We start from the raw sequence: 18791 nt of genomic DNA, 5'->3' as shown, positions 1-18791 counted from the left end.
TGTGATACCGAAAAGTTGATTTGAGATTCAAACACTGTCGCGTGTTAAATTTAATCTAATTGTGCTGCTTGTGCTGCTGGTTTTTTAAGGTCATGTTGAGCAGTTTGTGGTGAATAAACCGCAATTTATCCAATACTGGATTCGACAGCGTAAACGGATATGCATCATCTAAGCCCATGCTGCGGTTCAACGCATTTAAATTAAAGGTCAAGGTCATCCAATGTTGCAGCAATAGGTCAAAATCCTGAGCGCCAATCGGGTTCTCTTTCAGTTCTAAATTATTTAAATCTGACTTATTGGTTTTGACCACTAATCCTGCATAGTAGGCTGTTTCTAGAGTATCCATCATGTGCAAATAATGCGCCCATGTTTCCGCCCAATCTTCCCAAGGATGCGTACTGGCATATGAACTGACATAGTAATCCGCCCAATTTTGCGGCGCACCATCATTATAATGCCGTTTCAAAGCTTCACTATAATCTTGTCGTTCATCACCAAACAGTTCTCGAAATTCCTCAATCAATTCAGGGTGTAAATGTTTAATCAAATCAAAATAATAATGACCGCTTTCATGTCTAAAATGACCTAGAAGTGTACGGTAGTTTTCACCCATTTTTATACGCGTTGTTTCGCGGTAAATCACATCTGCTTCACTGGCATTTAAGGTAATAATGCCATTGGCATGACCGGTCATGACAGGTGTATTTTCTGTTGGCATGAGAAAATCAAAACGCAGCCCAAAACGGTCATCTTGACTGCGTTTAGGACGCGGCATGGTATTCAGTTGCTGCATTAAATACAAAAAACGCCGTTTGGCATGTTCCAATCGTGCCCAGTACACAATATGGTCTGGGTTATCTAAGTTGGGAATGGTATGTGTCAGTAGGCAAGATTCACAATAAATTTCTTCACTGTCGGCAGGCACCATCCAGTTACATACCTGATGATGCTGATAATTATGACAAGGTTTAAAGCGTTTTCCCTTTATTTCAGGATTTAACGCAAGCCATAACGTGCTGCTATGCTTTTCAAAACAGCCCATTTGCTTTTCAGAGGCAATATAACCCAGTGCAGTCTGACAATTGACACAGTGTGAATTGGCAAAAAAGATTTGGTTAGAACATACCGCGCAGCTGAAATACTTCATAGGCGTTGAGTGATGAATAGAAAGTTTAATCAGTATAAATGATGTTCAATGTTGATGAAATAAGTTGAACTTCGAGTTTGTTGCATATCGGTCAATGCTCTTGGTTAATAAGTCTAATAAGTTTTAGAAATAGTCCATCATAAAATCACCCATCGCAGCAATAGTGCAAAGGGGGTCTCGATGAGTGCATTTATTGCACAAATAACGAACAATAAAATCTATAAGAAAGTTAAAAGAAGAAAATAATCGATCATTTTTTGTATTTCTCACTTGGCACAGATTCTGCATTTCTATCGATATTACGAAATAAATATTTTGTATTACTCAAACAGGAGATGCATATGAACCGCCATCAATCTGCAACATTTCTGCATCAGTTAAAGCAGTTTTTTATTGAGCTACTGAGCGCCCGCGCGGGTTTCTATATTCATCCAAAAAAATAAGGAAAAACAGTGCCTAAACAAAAGCTGGCGCGTATCAGTATTACCGTGCCTGAACAAACAGTCGATTCATTGGACCAAAAAATTGTCGATCAGCATTATGAAAGCCGTTCTCAGGCCATTGTCGACATGATCAATAAGCATCTGATTGCCGATCAGGAGCAGCGCAACGAAGTGATGGTTGGCACATTTACCTTACTTTATGACGCAAGTAGTACGGCGCTACGTATTCAACTTTTAGATTTACAGCAGCAGTTTTTAGAACAAGTGGTGAGTTCGCTGCATATTCAACTCGATGACCACAAAATTTTAGAAGTCATGATTCTGCAAGGCGTCAGTTCAGAGCTCAAAGTTATCAGTCAGCATTTTTCAGCACTTAAAGGTGTGATTAAAGGACATTTGGAGTTGATGGACGCTGTAATGCCGCCAATTCCGCAAAATGCAAAGGATTTAGGAGTTTAAAATGGGCCAATTATATCGATCACAAGGTCAGTTTAAAGATCAAATCACAAACCAAAAGCAAGCACATGCTAATGCAGCCAACCATAGACCAAATCGTGCAAAGCGTAATGCTCAATCTGTCAGTAATCCGAATACACCATCGTTTTTGAACACCAATACCAAATTTAACTGTAATGCCATCGGGGAAATCGCACTATGATCAAAAAAGCCTGCTTATCTGCATCCGTTGTGACTGCTATCTTACTACTTGGTTGTGACAATACAGCAAAAACTCCAGAACCAAATGCTCAGGCAGAAAGCACAGTCAATACAAAAGCCATTACGATTGGCTATAGCGACTGGCCTGGTTTTGTCGCATGGCAAGTTGCTATTGAAAAAGGCTGGTTAAAAGAAGCCGGTGTCAAGGTAGATTTTAAATGGTTTGATTATTCAGCTTCACTATCTGCATTTGCTGCAAATCAGTTGGATGCCGTTTTGGTCACCAATGGTGACAACTTAGTCACAGGTTCTGGCGGCACAAAAGGTGTCATGATTATGGCGACGGACTATTCTGCGGGTAATGATGTCATCATTGCTAAAGATGGCATCAATAGCCTTGCCGATCTAAAAGGAAAAAGTGTCGCGACAGAAAAAGGCTTGGTTGATCATTTGCTTTTGGCTACTGTGTTGGATGATGCAAAAATTCAAGCCTCTGAAGTAAAGTTGGTCAACACCATGACTAATGAGCTACCACAAGTATTTGCAAGTCCTGATATTGCAGCGATTGCCGTGTGGCAACCGGTTGCAAATCAAGCGCTGAAAGCAGTTGCTGGCTCTAAAATCATTTATACATCGAAAGATAAACCCGGTCTGATTTACGACACGTTAACCGTCAATATGACGCATTTATCTGCCAACAAAGAAGAATGGAAAAAAATCATTCAAGTTTGGGATAAAACAGTTAAATACATCAACGACCCTGCAACGCATGCCGATGCAGTGAAAATCATGTCAAATCGCGTTGGCGTTGATCCTGCACATTATGAACAGTTTATTGGAGGCACACATTTACTGGATTTAGCTGCCAACAAACAAGTCTTTAAAAAAGGAACTGGTTTTGACTCTATTTATGGTTCTAGCTACCACGTAAATAAATTTAATGTTGCTAATGGCATTTATAAAACTGAAATGGATGTCGATGGATCAATCTATCCAACATTGGTTGAAGAACTGAAATAAGTTGAAACGTAAATAAAATAAGCTCTGAATAGTATAAATGCTTCAGGGCTAACAATATCAATTTAATGTCCCAATAACTTATGCCTTCATAATGTGAAGCGGAGCGATGACCACAGTCATTAATCTGCTTTATATTTTTCCAGCGTGAAATTCCCAGTGAGCTACTAATTAAGCTAAGACCATGTTCTGCCGCATAAAGTGCAGTACGCTCGAAGCGCATATCAAAACACATCGTGCAACGAATGCCTTTTTCAGGCTCATTTTCCATACATTTAGCGCGAGCAAACCCATTGTCTGTGTCGTAATCACAGTCGATAAACGGAATATTGTGTTTTTCTGCAAAGCGGATATTTTCCTCTTTACGGATTTCATATTCTTTCACAGGATGAATATTGGGATTGTAAAAGAAAATTGAAAAATCGATACCTGATTCAATTAATGTTTCCATGACTTCGCCAGAGCATTGTGCACAGCAAGAGTGGAGTAAAAGCTTGTCATGACCTACTGGGAGAGTCAGTGTCTGACGTTCTAATTTATTGGACATGATTTTAAGAAGGTATAAGTATAAACCGAATATTTTAGTGATTCCTTAACATACCAAAGCTCGAATATGCTGATTTTTTCTAAGTATAAGTTGAGTCATATTCAGTATATTGACTAAAAAGCTGAAACGACATGAATATATGCTTATTTCATATTTGGTTTATCTATTTATGGCAAGGATTAAGAACTTTATAGCTCAGGACAAAAGTATATTAGTGTTACAGATTCAATATTAAAACAATTAGTGATTTGATCTTTTTTCATTTTAAAGTTAGAAAAATTCACCCTAATGAATAAATCCGCTGAATTTTGAGAGTGGAGATTTTGAGCCAATCTGTACGATTCAACACATTTCAGATGTGTGTTTGAATGAAAAAATTTTCATTGAATTTTTTTTAAGCCCTTATTTATATTAAATAAAATTTAAATTCTACCTGGGTGGCAGTTTTTTTTATCGCCAGTTGAATGATGCATAGTTGAAGAAAATTCATTGTATTTAAATCTTAAACATGAATTTATCTCACTTTGAGTTGAGGTTAAATCATTTTTATTCATCTTAAGTTTCACGTATAAATTACTCCATACAGAAATTTTGATTATTTTTAATTTTAGGGTAGTGAATCTCCATGAGTCATAAATTTGCATGTTCAATCAAACGTATCCGCTTTGATGAAAACTATAAACCAGCTGACAATACACGTTTAACAACGAACTTTGCCAATTTGGCACGTGGTGAACACCGTGAAGAGAATCTGCGCCGTACTTTGGCAATGATTAATAACCGTTTCAATAGTTTAGCTACTTGTGACAACCCAAATGCAGATCGTTATTCACTTGAAATTGACATCATTTCGGCTGAACTCGATGTGGAAGGCAATGGTCAAACTTTCCCGTTTATTGAAACTTTAAAAAGCACCATCATCGACCATAAAACCAATGAACGCATTGAAGGCATGATTGGCAACAGTTTTTCATCGTATGTACGTGACTATGACTTCAGTGTGGTATTACCAGCACTCGGCTGTAAGTTCAATGAAAAACCTGAAGATTTTGGTGATTTACACGGCAAGCTATATCAACACTTGATCAATTCTGACGTATTCAAAGCTGAATTTAAAAAACAACCTGTCATCTGTTTAAGTGTTTCAACGACAAAAACCTATTACCGTACTGCAAATGTGCATCCGATCTTAGGTGTGGAATACACCAATGATGATCACTCCCGTACAGATGATTATTTTGCAAAAATGGGCTTAAGCGTTCGTTACTTCAAACCTGAAAATGCGACTGCACCATTGGCATTCTATTCAGCAAATAACTTGCTGAGCGACTATACAGATTTCGAACTGATCAGCGCGATCAGCACCATGGAAAGCTTCCAAAAAATCTACCGTCCTGAAATTTACAATACCAATGCGACAGCAGGTTTAGTGTATCAACCAAGCTTAAGCTTCGGTGATTATTCATTAACCCGTATTGTGTATGACCGTGTTGAACGTGGTCAGTTGGCGGTTAAACAGGGCAAATGGACGGAAGAGAACTTTATCCAGCCATATAAAGACATTCTGAATGAGTGGGCGGCTAATTTTAGTATTGAAAATGCAGACGCAGCTTAATTTTAAATCACGCAAATAGATGAAACACGGGTGAGTTAAAACACTCGTTTTAAAGAAAATAGAGATAGAAGATCGAATATGGCCATTTTACTCCCAACTTCAACTGCTGGCAGCTTACCTAAACCGTCTTGGCTGGCTGAACCTGAAAAATTGTGGTCAGCATGGAAACTTGAAGGCGAAGAATTATTAGATGCAAAGCGTGATGCGTTGAAATTATCTTTGCATGAACAAATCCATGCAGGCATTGATATTGTCAGCGATGGCGAACAAACCCGTCAGCATTTTGTAACCACATTTATTGAACATCTTGAAGGTGTAGATTTCGAAAAGCGTGAAACGATGCGTATTCGTAATCGTTATGATGCAAGTGTACCGTCTGTGGTCGGTGAAGTATCTCGTAAGAAAGCAGTGTTTGTTGATGATGCAAAATTCTTACGCAGCCAAACCAATCAGCCGATCAAATGGGCTTTGCCAGGCCCGATGACGATGATTGATACTTTGTATGATGGTCATTACAAGAGCCGTGAAAAATTGGCTTGGGAATTTGCTAAAATCCTGAATCAAGAAGCGTTAGAGCTTGAAGCGGCAGGCGTGGATATTATTCAATTTGATGAGCCTGCGTTTAACGTATTTTTTGATGAAGTCAATGACTGGGGTATTGCGACCTTAGAGCGTGCGCTTGAAGGTTTGAAATGCGAAACAGCAGTTCACATTTGCTATGGTTACGGTATTAAAGCCAATACTGATTGGAAACAAACTTTAGGTAATGAATGGCGCCAATACGAAGAATCATTCCCGAAACTACAGCAATCGAAGCTCGATATCATCTCGCTAGAATGCCAAAACTCTCGTGTACCTATGGATTTGATTGAACTCATCCGCGGCAAAAAAGTCATGGTTGGCGCAATTGATGTAGCAACCAATCAAGTTGAAACAGCAGAAGAAGTAGCCAATACATTACGCAAAGCACTTCAGTTTGTAGATGCAGATAAGTTATATCCTTCAACAAACTGCGGGATGGCGCCTTTACCTCGCCAAGTGGCGCAAGGCAAACTAAATGCGCTAAGCGCAGGCGCTGCCATTGTTCGCCAAGAATTGACTGCATAAATTTGAGCTGACTCGGTTTCATGTACGGGCAATAAGGAAATTAAATTTGCTATTGCCCAAACCTGAGAAAGAGAAAAGCCATATAGACCATTGAGATTGAAGAGATGATTGAAGCAACTGATTTTAGAAATGCAATGTCTTTATTGACGACTGCAGTCAACGTGATTACGACTGAGGGTGAAGCAGGCATGCATGGATTTACAGCATCAGCAGTATGCAGTGTGACAGATACACCGCCAACTTTGCTGGTTTGTATGAATCAATCATCTCGTTCTCATGCGCATTTTCTTGAAAATAAAGTTCTGTCTGTCAATGTTTTGGGCGCACAGCATGAACAAATTTCCAATGCTTTTGCTTCAAGCAAATTAAACTCTGAAGAGCGGTTTAAATTGGGCTCTTGGACTGTATTAGAAACAGGTTCACCAATATTAAAAGATGCTTTGGTCAGTTTTGACTGTCAGATTGAACAGATTCAAGAAGTGGGTACGCACAGTGTGTTTATGTGCCGTGTGGTTGCAATCAAGCAAAGTCAGCAGGAGGAAAGCTTGGTATATTTCAACCGCGCTTATCATGCTGTGGGTCAAGTGGAGTTGGCTTAAACCAGTCAACTTCTTCAATACATCTCTTTAAAAGTATCTATTTCGTGGAACTCATTACTTTCTTAATTATTGGCGCATTTGCTGGTTTTGCTGCAGGGCTGTTTGGCGTTGGTGGCGGTACTATCATTGTGCCATTGCTCTATATTGTTTTTAGCCAAATGGGCTATAGCCCCGATGTGATTATGCATTTGGCGCTTGGTACATCTTTGGCTACGATTGTGGTGACGTCGATCAGCTCCTTGATGGCGCACAATAAGAATGGCGCTGTGATTTGGCCTGTATTTAAAAATTTAGCTCCGCCAATGGCGATTGGCTGTTTTGCTGGTGCTGGGATTGCAGGCTGGCTGTCAGGTTTGCATCTGCAAATGATTGTCGGTGTGTTTTTACTTTGGGTGGCTTATACCATGTTTATGGGAGCAAAAAAGCCAGTCGATCCAAACAAAACACTGCCATCTACAGCTAAGCAAATTGCAGCAGGTTCGGGTATCGGCGTTGCATCGGCCATCTTCGGGATTGGCGGCGGCAGTATTACGGTGCCGTATTTAACGGCAAATGGCGTGGTGATGCAAAAAGCGGTCGGGACGTCTGCCGCTTGCGGTTTACCCATTGCCATTGCTGGCGCATTAGGTTTTATGTTCTTCGGCATGCAGCAGCATGTTGAAATTCCAAATACCATTGGCTTTATTCATATCTATGCCTTTTTGGGCATTAGTGTGATGAGTTTCTTTACGGCTAAATATGGCGCGAAAACTGCGCATGCGCTTTCACCAGCAGTACTGAAAAAATGTTTTGCTGTGCTGTTATGTATTGTTGGATGCTTTTTTCTAGTGAAAGGCATTTTATAGTAGCAGACTGATCACAGTTGCTTCATTCGAAACGTATGCTCTAGTGTGCAACAGTAAGCTAGAGCATTTTTATCTATAGCAATTTAAGTCTTTAAAATTTCAGAGATATTATTTAAAAACTTCATTTTAAAACTGACATTTCAAAGCTCTGTGCTTTTAGAAAAAACATTAATAATCACAATACCCAATAAAATAAAGGCCAAACCAATCATGGCAGGCAGGTCTAAATTTTGTTTAAACACAATCCAGCCCACGCATGAAATAAGCACAATGCCTGCAGCGGACCACATGGCGTAGGCCAATCCCATAGGAATCGATTTAAAGGTCAAACCTAAAAAGAAGAGCGCAATGGAATAGCCCAATACGGTAAAAATAATCGGTACTAGTTCGGTAAAGCCATTACTGGCTTTTAAGGCGGATGTAGCAATCACTTCAGCAATGATTGCGATGAGCAAATATATAAACGACATTGATTTCCTATAGACATTCTACGGCATGGTACAAGAGGTGCTGTTTTTCATTTTGCAACCAATCTGTACTTTCTGTCGTGGTATCAGTGCGATGCTGAAATGCAAAATGCGGAACATAAATATCCACCTCAAATATCAGCTGTATTGCTAGACCGTTAATAATTAGGTTTTGCTTTAAATGTGTTTCATCAATAAATTCAAAATGATCAAAATTAAGTGATTGATCTTGCTGAGAGGAAGTCGTTGTATAGTACTTATGCAGACCATCTACAGCGATGGACACTTCAAAGCTTTCAATCAACGTTTCATACATAGTAGGCGCAGATGATATATCGATGCTGGCAACTGTGTGCTGATCTGTAGGTAAACGGCTCAGTGCGAAGGCCACATGCTTATCACAAATAATTAAACCGCCATCCATCTGCAATGGCTGATGGCTTTCTACATCTAAAGCTGACTTCAAGCGCAGGCCTAAAAATAGCCCTTCATGCACTTGTTGACGCCAGTCTTCGACATACGCATTGCTTGGAGAGAATTCTAAAATACAGTTGCCAATCGCATGTAGTTTTGCAGGTTCTGGCCATTGCACATGATTTTGATAATTTGAGTGTGCTTTAACGTCCCAAGACAATAATTGCTGTTCAGCATCCCAAAGAGTGTTGCCAATCCAGCCTTGACGTTCATTCACTGGCGTATTTTCACGGCTTTTTAAACGTAGATCGATGGTGAAACTACGTGACTGAAACCAATACACAATGGTTTTTTCATCCGTTAATCCATTCGAAAAACTGATACTTTTTCGGCGAAAAGCACCATATAAATAGTCTGGAATAGGACCTGAAACCTCTTGGCTTGCTGGAAGCTTTGCTAAAGCCTGAAATAGATTCATGCGCTTGCTCCTTGTACTTCTGTATTTTCATCCATACCAAATGATGACAAAGGCACAGCATTTCTTAGACTCAGATCTCCTGAAGCGATACGTTTTTTGAGATAACTAAAGGTTTGCGCGGGTTGATTAAATAAATGTTCGCCACCAATTAAGGGTTGATATTTGGGTGCGTCAGTAGAATGTACTGGCTCAATGATCGTGTCGTAATTACAGGCACAGAACAGAGGAAAAGAGTAGCGCTCTTCAGAGACTTTTTTAACACGGTGCTTGGTGGCCAAATATTTGCCATTCGACAAAATTTCCATCATGTCGCCAATATTCATCACCAAGGTATTTTCAATCAATGGAATATCCATCCATTCACCTTGTTTATTTAATACTTGTAAACCCGGTGCAGTCGGCAAGAGCAGTGTAAAACACTCATAGTCTGTATGTGCGCCAATGCCTTCAGCATCTTTCACTTCAGGGTTATAGGGATAATGGATTAGACGCAATTGGCTGGTCGGATGGGTAATTTTGCGATCAAAAAAATGCTCATCTACATTCAATGCTAAAGCAAAGGCCTGAAAAATCTGCTCGCTAATACTGCTTAAATGGCAATAATAATCACTGACGGAACTTTTAAATGTGGCATCATCTCGCCATAACGTAGGGCCAAGCAATGGAAATGCCGTAGTTTCGCCGTGGTAATCATAATTGACGTCATAGGCTTCTTTTAAGTCGTAGCTGTTGCCTGCAAATTGTTCTTCACCAATTGGCACATAGCCACTATGATTTTTCGACAGTCCAATATAGTGTTGCATTTTACTTGCGGTATCTTGTTGAAAATAACGCTTTGCCACCTGAATCAGTGATGTCGCAAAATCAAAATTGAACTGATCACCCTTTAAATATAGAAAACCAACATCTTTACAGGCTTGATCCAATGCAGAGGCTACTTCTAAGCGTTCTGACAGTACCGTACTTTGCATTTTTGAAATATCAACAAGTGGCAAAACATAAGATTCATTCATCTTCAATTCCTATAATGTTGGCCGTCCAACGCTGTAGTAAATCATTTAGGCCGTCCTAAAGATGAAGAGGGATTAATCCAGTTATTTTTGCGTACTGACTTGAGTCATACGTGGAATTTTCGGTAGGTTTTCCATCGCTGGGTCGAGCTCGTCTTCCTGCGCATGTACCAAGAAATCCACCCGTTCGCGCAGTTGTTTAAATTCAGGACTCAGCATGAGTTCAGGATTACGAGGACGTGGTAAATCGACCTCGATTATTTCTTTAATTTCACCAGGATTGGCTTTGAGCGCCACAATACGATCCGCCAATAAAATGGCTTCATCCATGTCGTGGGTCACAAAAATGATGGTGATATCAATGTTTTGCCAAAGATCCATTAAATGTTTTTGCATTTTTTGACGGGTATGCGGGTCAAGCGCGCCAAACGGCTCATCCATCAATAATATTTTGGGTTCATTGACCAGTGCGCGGGCAATAGCAACGCGCTGTTTCATTCCGCCAGACAGCTGATGCGGGTACTGATCTTGGTATTTTTCTAGACCAATAATATCAATCCATTCGCGGGCGCTGGATTCAGCCGAGGCATTGCTGGCACCTTTCATTAAAGGGCCAAACATCACATTTTCTTTGACCGTTTTCCATGGAAAAAGCGTGTAGCCTTGAAACACCATGCCACGCTCAGGGCTTGGGCCTTCAATGGCTTGGCCATCGACCAGCAATTCACCGCTACTGTAAGGGTCAAGTCCAGCCACAATTCGGCTAAAGGTCGATTTACCGCAACCCGATGGGCCAATCACGCAGATAAATTCACGTTTATGAATCTTTAAATCCAACTGATTTAAAATAGTGCGTTCAATTTTGCCGTGCTTAAAACTTTGTGTAAGTTTTTTTGCTTCTAAAATGACAGGGCGTGCATAAATTGCATCGAAATAAGTGCTGGCATTAAATTCTGTGCTGTTCATTATTTTGCTCCTGCTTTCCATTTAAATAGACCTTGACCGAGTTTCATTAGCACCACATCGCACACCAAGCCAATCACCCCAATGATGAGGATAGCGGCATAAACATTGTCAAAGTTTTGGTAACGCGCTTGTTGAGTAATAAACCACGTAATCCCAGATGTTGTGCCAATCAGTTCAGATACGATCAGATAGGTCCAAGCCCAGCCGAGCAAGACACGCAAGTCGCGGTAAATATCTGGTAGTGCCGCTGGAATAACCACATGAAATAAGCTTTTTAATTTATTGGTACCTAGCGTAAAACCTGCTTCAATCAGGCCTCGGTCAACCATCCGTGTGGTATTGGCAATAATCAGAATTTGCTGAAACAGCGTACCAATCACGATAATGGCGATTTTAGGTGCATCATTAATGCCTAAAATCGCAACGGCTAATGCACCAAAAGCAGGAGCGGGCAAGTAGCGGAAAAACTCAACAAAGGGTTCGGTCAGTTGTGATATTTTTTGAGAAAAACCGCAAAGAATACCTAGCGGAATACCGATGAGAGAGGCAATAAAAAAAGCGCTGAACACAATTTTAATACTGTGCCATAAGCTTTGATGAAACCATGGGGCATCAGGTTGGGCAGGTGGAGTTATAAAAGCCGTAACTAATGCTTTTGCTACTTCGTGCGGTGCAGGTAAATAGATTGGATTGACCAGTTTACCTTGAGGTGGTGCTAAACCTGCATTGACCGCAGATTGCGCTTCGGCATAAAACACCGCTTTGTCTACACGGCTATCGACTTGCAAATACGGCACACTGCCAGACTGAGTAATTTGCACCTGTGGATGCCATAAAAATGGCAAATAACTCACTGCACACCAAATAAGCACAGGAATTAAAAATGATCCGAAGCCGAGCAATAGCTTGCTTTTCGGACTGAGCTCTCTTGCGACATAACCCATACTGACCAAGCCCCAATATTACTTTTTTAATAAAACGTAATACTGTTAAGCAATTAGAATGCCAAAGGCCTGTATGCCGTGATTTAACTGCAATTGATAAAGTTGAATGGACTAAATATTTGAAAAAGCCTGCCAAGGTAGCAGGCAAAATGATTTTTTGGATCTAGAACAATGCCAAAATGTACTTTTATGGCGCAACTAATTGCTCAAATAGCTTTTTCATGCCTTCGCTGGCACCTGCTTTAATCAGTTCATATTGCTCAGGTACACGCTGATAATCTGCTTTCGGGTCAATATAAAATGCACGGCAGCTCGGTCGAATTTGGTGAATCAATCCAGCCACAGGGTAGACAGCTAGACTTGTGCCAATCACAATAAAAATATCTGCTGTTTGTACACTTATACTGGCATCTTCATAGGCAGGAACTGCTTCGCCAAACCAGACTACATGTGGCCGTAAAGGATATCCTTCAGGGCATTTGTCGGTGTCTAAGTTTAAATCTGAACCTTCTACTTTAAATAGTTCTTCTGGGTGTGGAGCCTGAGGGCCAGAGCTTTTAGCGTAGCGAATATTACCATGCAAATGCAGCACATTTTGACTGCCTGCACGTTCGTGTAAGTCATCAATATTTTGTGTAATGACTTGAACATCAAAAAAATCATCGAGTTCAGCAATCAATTTATGCGCTGTATTTGGCTCTGCGGCTAAAATATGTTTACGGCGTTCATTATAAAAACGCTGTACTAAAGCAGGGTCACGTGCCCAAGCTTCAGGTGTGGCCACATCTTCAATACGATGCTGCTCCCAAAGACCATCACTGTCACGGAAGGTATTGATGCCGCTTTCTGCGCTCATGCCAGCACCTGAAAACACCACAACTTTTTGCATAGATATTTAGCCTTATATTTTAATTGATGAGTCCACTGCGTACGGTTGCATGTATTGAACGAATAATTCAGCGAATTTACTGTACTCAAAATATAGCGATTACTTCAACTAATCAGGTGCAATTCTTGTAGCACCCAATCGACAAATTTTTGTATTTGTGGTGAACTGTCTTGGCTCGAGTGGACTAAATAATATTTTCGGCTACCGTGCAATTTTTTATTTGATGCAATCACCAATTCTTTTTTTCTCAGTTCTGCTTCAATCAGCATTTGTGGAATGAGAGCCATACCCATGCCATGACTGGCTGCCACAGAAAGCATAGAAAATAGTTCATGTCGCTGACCATCAAATGGTTTGGGATGCTGAAGCTGATGGGCTTGAAACCATTCTTGCCAGATACTTGGACGGGTGGTTTGCTGTAATAAGGGCAATTGAAGCAATTCATCATCGCTTAAATTAAAACTGTGATCATCTGTCATTTCCGCAAGTGGAAAGTTGTTTTCAATCAATTTGGGTGAACAAACGGGAACCACTTCTTCATCCATTAAATAATGCGCTTGAATGCCGGGCCAATGCTCAATTTGCTGTTGCGTTCCTGCAAAAATAGCTGCGTCAAAGACATTTTCATTAAATAAAAAAGGTTTGGTACTGGTTTCTAAATGCACGGTAATTTCAGGATGCTGTGCATTTAATTTATGTAATTTTGGCAACAGCCAACGTGTGGCAAAGGTTGGCACAACGCCCAGCTTTAAAGTACCGCCTAAGCCTTTGTGCGTCATGATATCTGAGGTGCTTTTTTCGATGCCTTGCAAAAAGGGTTTAATACTTTTTGCATATTGCTTGCCTGCTTCTGTGAGATCGACACCGTGACGTGTTCGGCTAAATAGCGTGACACCTAGATATTCTTCTAGCTGTTGAATTTGGCGTGACACAGCACTTTGAGTAATAAATAACTCTTGAGAAGCATGCGTATAACTTGCGTGTTTTGCAGCAGATTCAAAGCAAATTAAGCTTTGCAATGATGGAATATTACGCCGCATAGATAAAGTCCTTTTTATCGAGAGGTATCACAAAATGGCATATAAGAATGATTTTCATATACCACTATAGTCTATAAATAAAGCAATCCGCAGTTCAAATCAGTGGCTAAAGTGCTTAACACGCTGTGAACAAAGCTCAGGTATGCGAAAGGCGCATATCTACATGCAAATTAATCGTTTGAATGAATCACTTTTCACACATAGCATCGAATAAAACAAAGAAAGCCCGAAAAAGCAGAGGATGCGATGAATCAAATGGTCAATGTAAAAAAACCAAAAGTACAATTTAACTGGCAAGATCCGTTTCTTTTGGAACAGCAATTAACTGAAGAAGAACGCATGATTCGCGATACTGCGCATGCATACTGTCAAGAGCGTTTACAGCCACGTGTACTCGAACAATTCCGCCATGAAAAAACCGATGCATCTATTTTCCGAGAAATGGGCGAACTTGGCTTACTTGGCCCAACGATTCCAGAGCAATACGGCGGCGCAGGTCTAAACTATGTTAGTTATGGTCTCGTTGCACGTGAAATTGAATATGTTGATTCTGGCTACCGTTCAATGGCCAGCGTTCAAAGTTCTTTGGTGATGGTGCCAATTAATGAATTTGGCTCTGAAGCGCAAAAACAGAAATACCTACCAAAGCTGGCAACAGGCGAATACATTGGCTGTTTTGGTTTAACTGAACCAGATCATGGCTCTGACCCAGGTAGCATGATTACTCGTGCAAAAAAGGTCGAAGGTGGCTATCGTCTCACGGGTGCAAAAATGTGGATTACCAACAGCCCAATTGCCGACGTGTTTGTTGTTTGGGCGAAAGAAGTATCGCCTGAAGGTAATGTGGGTGACATTCGCGGTTTTATTTTGGAAAAAGGCTGGGACGGTCTATCTGCTCCAGCAATTCACGGTAAAGTTGGCTTACGTGCATCGATTACCGGTGAAATTGTGATGGACAATGTCTTTGTCCCTGAAGAGAATGCTTTTCCAGAAGTACGTGGTTTAAAAGGTCCATTTACCTGTCTAAATAGTGCTCGTTATGGTATCGCTTGGGGCGCAATGGGCGCCGCAGAATTCTGCTGGCATACAGCGCACCGATATACTATGGACCGTAAACAGTTTGGCCGACCTTTAGCTGCGAATCAGCTGATTCAAAAGAAACTGGCAGATATGCAAACTGAGATTGCCTTGGGTCTACAAGCTGCGCTTCGATTTGGACGTATGAAAGATGAAGGCATTGCTGCTGTAGAAGGCACATCACTCATTAAACGTAACAACTGTGGCAAGGCTTTAGATATTGCCCGTGTTGCGCGTGACATGATGGGTGGTAACGGCATTTCTGATGAGTTTGGTGTTGCCCGCCATCTGGTCAATCTCGAAGTCGTCAACACGTATGAAGGAACGCATGATGTACATGCACTGATCTTAGGTCGTGCGCAAACAGGCATCGCGGCTTTTAGTAACTAATTGAATTATATATCGATAAGGTGCTCTGCATAGAGTGCCTTAGAGACTTTTTATGCAAAAATAAACTTAATCAATAAAGGATTCATCGTGAAACACTCTTGTAACTCTGTGCAATAGCCTGAGCAGTGATGAAATAAAAAGAATAAAAAAGGCAAATGTGCAGACATAGGAATGCCGATGACTCATTTGGGAAAATGAGGAACAAGGAAATGAATAACGAAATGCAAAACGGAGCAGGAACGCTCAAATTGCCTTCTAACGTGGGCACGATGCATCGTATTACAAGCAACACTTGGAAAATGGCTTTTATTTTTGCCTTTATTTCCTTGGTGATTGATGGTGTAGACATCATGTTGCTGTCATTCAGCCTGACCAGTTTAAAGGCTGAATTTGGTTTAAGTACATTTCAAGCCGGAATGCTCGGTAGTTCTTCTTTAGCAGGGATGGCGCTGGGTGGTATTTCGGGTGGATGGGCGTGCGATAAATTTGGCCGTGTGAAAACTATTGCTTGGTCGGTCGTATTTTTCTCAATCATGACCTGTATTTTAGGCTTTACCCAAAGCTATGAACAATTTTTAATTTTACGTTTTATTGGCGCATTTGGTCTGGGCTCACTTTATATGGCGTGTAATACGCTGATGGCAGAATATGTACCAACCAAATACCGCACAACAGTACTTGGGACTTTGCAAACGGGTCAAACTGTGGGGTATATCGTTGCAACGCTGATGGCGGGTGCCATTATTCCAGATCACGGCTGGCGCATGCTATTTTATGTCACCATTATTCCTGCTGCTTTTGCCCTGATCTTTATGCGTTTTGTTCCTGAACCAAAATCTTGGCAGGAAGCAAAAATTGAGCAGCTAAAACGCCGTGAATTAAAACTTGAACCTGTACAGCAACATGCTGCAGTCAATCAAAATGCACCTTCTGAAAGTATTTATAAACGTATTTTTGGGCATACCAATCATCGTAAAATGTTCTTCTTTTGGATGTCGACCGCTGCATTTCTACAATTCGGTTACTACGGTGTCAACAACTGGATGCCAACGTATCTAGAAACCGAACTCAGCATGAACTTTAAAGCCATGACAGGCTATATGGTAGGCGCATATACCGCCATGATTCTGGGTAAAATTTTAGCAGGCTATGCCGCTGACAAGTTCGGACGTCGTATTACCTTTGTGTTTGGTACGGTAGCTACGGCAGCATTCTTACCGATCATCATTTTCTATAACACACCAACCAACATCGCCTATTTACTCGTAACTTTCGGTTTCTTATACGGTATTCCATACGGTGTAAATGCAACTTATATGGCAGAAAGCTTCTCGACGGATGTACGCGGTACGGCTATTGGCGGTGCTTACAATATGGGACGTTTAGGCGCAGCCATAGCACCAGCAACCATTGGTATGATTGCCGCTGGCGGATCATTCACCATGGCCTTTATTGTAATGGGTGCTGCTTACTTTATTGCAGGTGTTATTCCGGGCTTGTTCATCCGTGAACGCCAATATGACCCACAGCAAGCATCACTTTCTTCAGATGCGGAAAAAGAAAAACTGGCAAGTGTAGAAACATATGTTGATGATGCAGAACAAAAAGCATCTGCAAAAACTGCAACAGTAAAATAATTAAAAATATCTGTGCCATAGCTCAATACTATGGCACATCTGGAGTGAACTATGGGTGCATTAAAAGGAATTCGTGTATTGGACTTAAGCCGTGTTTTGGCAGGTCCTTGGTGCGGTCAAATATTGGCTGATTTAGGTGCAGAGGTAATCAAAATTGAGCGTCCTAAAGTCGGGGATGATACCCGCATGTGGGGACCACCCTGGATGCCAAATCAGCAAGGTCAAGCGACGAAAGAATCAGGTTATTACCAATGTGCGAACCGCAATAAATATTCTGTAGCCATTGATATCGCCAGTGAAGAAGGGCAAGCCCTAGTCCGTGAAATTGCCCAAACTGCAGATGTCGTGATTGAAAACTACAAAGCAGGTTCACTTGCCAAATATGGTTTGGATTATGCATCTCTCAGTACGCTAAATCCAAATATCGTATATTGCTCAATTACAGGTTTTGGTCAGGATGGTCCACGTGCGGAAGAACCAGGCTATGACTTTATTATTCAAGGTATTTCCGGTTTGATGAGTATTACTGGTGAATCTGATGATGTAATCGGTGGTGGCGCACAAAAGGTGGGAGTCGCTGTGGTCGACATTCAGACCGGACTGTACTCAACGATTGCAATTCAGGCGGCATTGTTAGCACGGCAACATACTGGACGTGGCCAATATATTGATATGTCATTACTCGATGTACAGGTGGCGGCTTTGGCCAATCAAGGTATGAACTATTTGACCTCGGGTAAAGCACCCAAGCGTATGGGAAATAATCACCCGAATATTGTGCCGTATCAAACCTTTAAAGCCAAAGATAAGGAATTTATTATTGCCTGTGGTAATGATAAGCAATTTAAAGATTTGTGTATTGCGATTGGCTATACAGAACTGTTAGATCAACCAAACTATTTACGTAATCAAGATCGAGTGAAGCACCGTGAAGAATTAATTCCATTATTGAGTGCTTATTTTCTCACTCAAGATGCTCAAGTTTGGGTTGATGCGATTCATGCGGTAAAAGTGCCAGTGGGTGTAATCAACTCTGTAGAAGACGCATTAAATGAACCGCAAATTCAACATCGTCAAATGGTTGTGAATATTCCACATGCTTTAAATCATGATTTTAAAGTGATTGGATCACCGATGAAATTATCTGATACGCCTGTAGAATACCGTCATGCACCGCCGCAGTTAGGGCAGCACACAATCGAAATTTTGTCTCAATTTAAAACTGAAGCTGAATTAAATGAATTGGCTGCACAAGGCATCATTGATCAACTCAATCATCCTGCAGCTTAAAATTTCATGGGATTATTCTTCAAACTATTCTTCAATATATGGACTTAAACGCCTATGTGGAATGAGTGGAGTTAAAAGTTTAGACCGAAGGACTCCAATACTTCGGTCTTTTTCAATATCAATATTCATTTACGGAGTGCTTTTAATGTTAATTTTCTAGATAAAGTATAATTATTCATTAAAGTTTGGGCCTGCAATACGGTCTTTATTTT

Annotated in this window: 18 protein-coding genes and 1 pseudogene; 10 read left to right on the top strand and 9 right to left on the bottom strand. The window is 40.8% G+C overall.

What is annotated here, in order from left to right:
• Positions 1–55: 55 nt before the first annotated feature.
• On the bottom strand, positions 56–1147 hold the full coding sequence (locus FTU22_RS08630) for a putative zinc-binding metallopeptidase (protein WP_180093969.1): 1092 nt from the start codon (positions 1145–1147) through the stop codon (positions 56–58).
• Positions 1148–1599: 452 nt separating this feature from the next.
• Here FTU22_RS08630 and FTU22_RS08625 point away from each other — a divergent pair, with 452 nt between their 5' ends.
• From FTU22_RS08625 to FTU22_RS08615, 3 genes are read left to right on the top strand one after another with little or no spacing between them, the layout of a single operon-like run.
• Positions 1600–2049, top strand: a complete 450-nt coding sequence (locus tag FTU22_RS08625) for a ribbon-helix-helix protein, CopG family (RefSeq protein WP_180093967.1) — start codon at positions 1600–1602, stop codon at positions 2047–2049.
• A gap of 1 nt (position 2050) precedes the next feature.
• Complete coding sequence (locus FTU22_RS08620) at positions 2051–2248, top strand: hypothetical protein (protein WP_180078824.1); 198 nt, start codon at positions 2051–2053, stop codon at positions 2246–2248.
• A complete protein-coding gene (locus tag FTU22_RS08615) occupies positions 2245–3267 on the top strand; it encodes an ABC transporter substrate-binding protein (protein WP_180093965.1) in 1023 nt (340 codons plus the stop codon). Before FTU22_RS08620 ends, FTU22_RS08615 begins: the two co-directional genes overlap by 4 nt.
• Positions 3268–3334: 67 nt before the next feature.
• Here FTU22_RS08615 and FTU22_RS08610 read toward each other — a convergent pair.
• A pseudogene (locus FTU22_RS08610) lies at positions 3335–3811 on the bottom strand (epoxyqueuosine reductase QueH); the annotation flags it as partial.
• Between the two features lie 625 nt (positions 3812–4436).
• On the opposite strand from FTU22_RS08610, the gene FTU22_RS08605 reads away from it, so the two are divergent.
• The 4 genes from FTU22_RS08605 (at position 4437) to FTU22_RS08590 (ending at position 7977) form a co-directional block, all read left to right on the top strand.
• Positions 4437–5426: a putative oxygenase MesX gene (locus FTU22_RS08605; protein WP_180093963.1), complete on the top strand. Its 990-nt coding sequence runs from the start codon at positions 4437–4439 to the stop codon at positions 5424–5426.
• Positions 5427–5504: 78 nt separating this feature from the next.
• On the top strand, positions 5505–6533 hold the full coding sequence (locus tag FTU22_RS08600) for a methionine synthase (RefSeq protein ID WP_180065402.1): 1029 nt from the start codon (positions 5505–5507) through the stop codon (positions 6531–6533).
• 104 nt (positions 6534–6637) lie between these two features.
• Complete coding sequence (locus FTU22_RS08595) at positions 6638–7132, top strand: flavin reductase (RefSeq protein WP_180093961.1); 495 nt, start codon at positions 6638–6640, stop codon at positions 7130–7132.
• A 44-nt stretch (positions 7133–7176) separates the two neighbouring features.
• Complete coding sequence (locus tag FTU22_RS08590; protein WP_180093959.1) at positions 7177–7977, top strand: sulfite exporter TauE/SafE family protein; 801 nt, start codon at positions 7177–7179, stop codon at positions 7975–7977.
• 140 nt (positions 7978–8117) lie between these two features.
• On the opposite strand, the gene FTU22_RS08585 is transcribed toward FTU22_RS08590, so the two are convergent.
• The 7 genes from FTU22_RS08585 to FTU22_RS08555 all read right to left on the bottom strand — a co-directional run bounded on the left by FTU22_RS08585 (position 8118) and on the right by FTU22_RS08555 (position 14185).
• On the bottom strand, positions 8118–8447 hold the full coding sequence (locus FTU22_RS08585; protein ID WP_180079143.1) for a multidrug efflux SMR transporter: 330 nt from the start codon (positions 8445–8447) through the stop codon (positions 8118–8120).
• Between the two features lie 7 nt (positions 8448–8454).
• Positions 8455–9336 carry a hypothetical protein gene (locus FTU22_RS08580; RefSeq protein WP_180093957.1) on the bottom strand — a complete coding sequence of 294 codons (882 nt, stop codon included), beginning with the start codon at positions 9334–9336 and terminating at the stop codon, positions 8455–8457.
• On the bottom strand, positions 9333–10349 hold the full coding sequence (locus FTU22_RS08575) for an isopenicillin N synthase family oxygenase (protein WP_180093955.1): 1017 nt from the start codon (positions 10347–10349) through the stop codon (positions 9333–9335). Before FTU22_RS08575 ends, FTU22_RS08580 begins: the two co-directional genes overlap by 4 nt.
• Before the next feature lie 81 nt (positions 10350–10430).
• A complete protein-coding gene (locus FTU22_RS08570) occupies positions 10431–11312 on the bottom strand; it encodes an ABC transporter ATP-binding protein (protein WP_180093953.1) in 882 nt (293 codons plus the stop codon).
• Positions 11312–12256 carry an ABC transporter permease gene (locus tag FTU22_RS08565; RefSeq protein WP_180093952.1) on the bottom strand — a complete coding sequence of 315 codons (945 nt, stop codon included), beginning with the start codon at positions 12254–12256 and terminating at the stop codon, positions 11312–11314. Before FTU22_RS08565 ends, FTU22_RS08570 begins: the two co-directional genes overlap by 1 nt.
• Positions 12257–12443: 187 nt before the next feature.
• Positions 12444–13145: a Sir2 family NAD-dependent protein deacetylase gene (locus tag FTU22_RS08560; RefSeq protein WP_180093950.1), complete on the bottom strand. Its 702-nt coding sequence runs from the start codon at positions 13143–13145 to the stop codon at positions 12444–12446.
• A gap of 104 nt (positions 13146–13249) precedes the next feature.
• Positions 13250–14185 (bottom strand): LysR substrate-binding domain-containing protein, encoded by a 936-nt coding sequence (locus FTU22_RS08555; RefSeq protein WP_180093948.1) that lies wholly within the window; start codon positions 14183–14185, stop codon positions 13250–13252.
• A 246-nt stretch (positions 14186–14431) separates the two neighbouring features.
• Here FTU22_RS08555 and FTU22_RS08550 point away from each other — a divergent pair, with 246 nt between their 5' ends.
• The 3 genes from FTU22_RS08550 to FTU22_RS08540 all read left to right on the top strand — a co-directional run bounded on the left by FTU22_RS08550 (position 14432) and on the right by FTU22_RS08540 (position 18579).
• On the top strand, positions 14432–15652 hold the full coding sequence (locus FTU22_RS08550; protein WP_180093946.1) for an acyl-CoA dehydrogenase: 1221 nt from the start codon (positions 14432–14434) through the stop codon (positions 15650–15652).
• 209 nt (positions 15653–15861) lie between these two features.
• Positions 15862–17289 carry an MFS transporter gene (locus tag FTU22_RS08545; protein ID WP_180093944.1) on the top strand — a complete coding sequence of 476 codons (1428 nt, stop codon included), beginning with the start codon at positions 15862–15864 and terminating at the stop codon, positions 17287–17289.
• 51 nt (positions 17290–17340) lie between these two features.
• On the top strand, positions 17341–18579 hold the full coding sequence (locus tag FTU22_RS08540) for a CaiB/BaiF CoA-transferase family protein (RefSeq protein WP_180093943.1): 1239 nt from the start codon (positions 17341–17343) through the stop codon (positions 18577–18579).
• Positions 18580–18791 lie beyond the last annotated feature (212 nt).

Source organism: Acinetobacter sp. YH12076 (genome assembly GCF_013419525.1).
In the GTDB taxonomy this organism is placed as follows: Bacteria; Pseudomonadota; Gammaproteobacteria; order Pseudomonadales; family Moraxellaceae; genus Acinetobacter; species Acinetobacter amyesii.
The sequence above is the reverse complement of the archived record's forward strand: the minus strand, read 5'-3'. Positions and strand labels throughout refer to the sequence as shown.

Bases quoted from the DNA above. Each gene is read 5' to 3' on its own strand.
- FTU22_RS08570 (WP_180093953.1), bottom strand. From the start codon at position 11,312: ATGAACAGCACAGAATTTAATGCCAGCACTTATTTCGATGCAATTTAT.
- FTU22_RS08550 (WP_180093946.1), top strand. From the start codon at position 14,432: ATGAATCAAATGGTCAATGTAAAAAAACCAAAAGTACAATTTAACTGG.
- FTU22_RS08615 (WP_180093965.1), top strand. From the start codon at position 2,245: ATGATCAAAAAAGCCTGCTTATCTGCATCCGTTGTGACTGCTATCTTA.
- FTU22_RS08555 (WP_180093948.1), bottom strand. From the start codon at position 14,185: ATGCGGCGTAATATTCCATCATTGCAAAGCTTAATTTGCTTTGAATCT.
- FTU22_RS08605 (WP_180093963.1), top strand. From the start codon at position 4,437: ATGAGTCATAAATTTGCATGTTCAATCAAACGTATCCGCTTTGATGAA.
- FTU22_RS08630 (WP_180093969.1), bottom strand. From the start codon at position 1,147: ATGAAGTATTTCAGCTGCGCGGTATGTTCTAACCAAATCTTTTTTGCC.
- FTU22_RS08540 (WP_180093943.1), top strand. From the start codon at position 17,341: ATGGGTGCATTAAAAGGAATTCGTGTATTGGACTTAAGCCGTGTTTTG.
- FTU22_RS08575 (WP_180093955.1), bottom strand. From the start codon at position 10,349: ATGAATGAATCTTATGTTTTGCCACTTGTTGATATTTCAAAAATGCAA.
- FTU22_RS08595 (WP_180093961.1), top strand. From the start codon at position 6,638: ATGATTGAAGCAACTGATTTTAGAAATGCAATGTCTTTATTGACGACT.
- FTU22_RS08545 (WP_180093944.1), top strand. From the start codon at position 15,862: ATGAATAACGAAATGCAAAACGGAGCAGGAACGCTCAAATTGCCTTCT.
- FTU22_RS08565 (WP_180093952.1), bottom strand. From the start codon at position 12,256: ATGGGTTATGTCGCAAGAGAGCTCAGTCCGAAAAGCAAGCTATTGCTC.
- FTU22_RS08585 (WP_180079143.1), bottom strand. From the start codon at position 8,447: ATGTCGTTTATATATTTGCTCATCGCAATCATTGCTGAAGTGATTGCT.
- FTU22_RS08560 (WP_180093950.1), bottom strand. From the start codon at position 13,145: ATGCAAAAAGTTGTGGTGTTTTCAGGTGCTGGCATGAGCGCAGAAAGC.
- FTU22_RS08620 (WP_180078824.1), top strand. From the start codon at position 2,051: ATGGGCCAATTATATCGATCACAAGGTCAGTTTAAAGATCAAATCACA.
- FTU22_RS08600 (WP_180065402.1), top strand. From the start codon at position 5,505: ATGGCCATTTTACTCCCAACTTCAACTGCTGGCAGCTTACCTAAACCG.
- FTU22_RS08580 (WP_180093957.1), bottom strand. From the start codon at position 9,336: ATGAATCTATTTCAGGCTTTAGCAAAGCTTCCAGCAAGCCAAGAGGTT.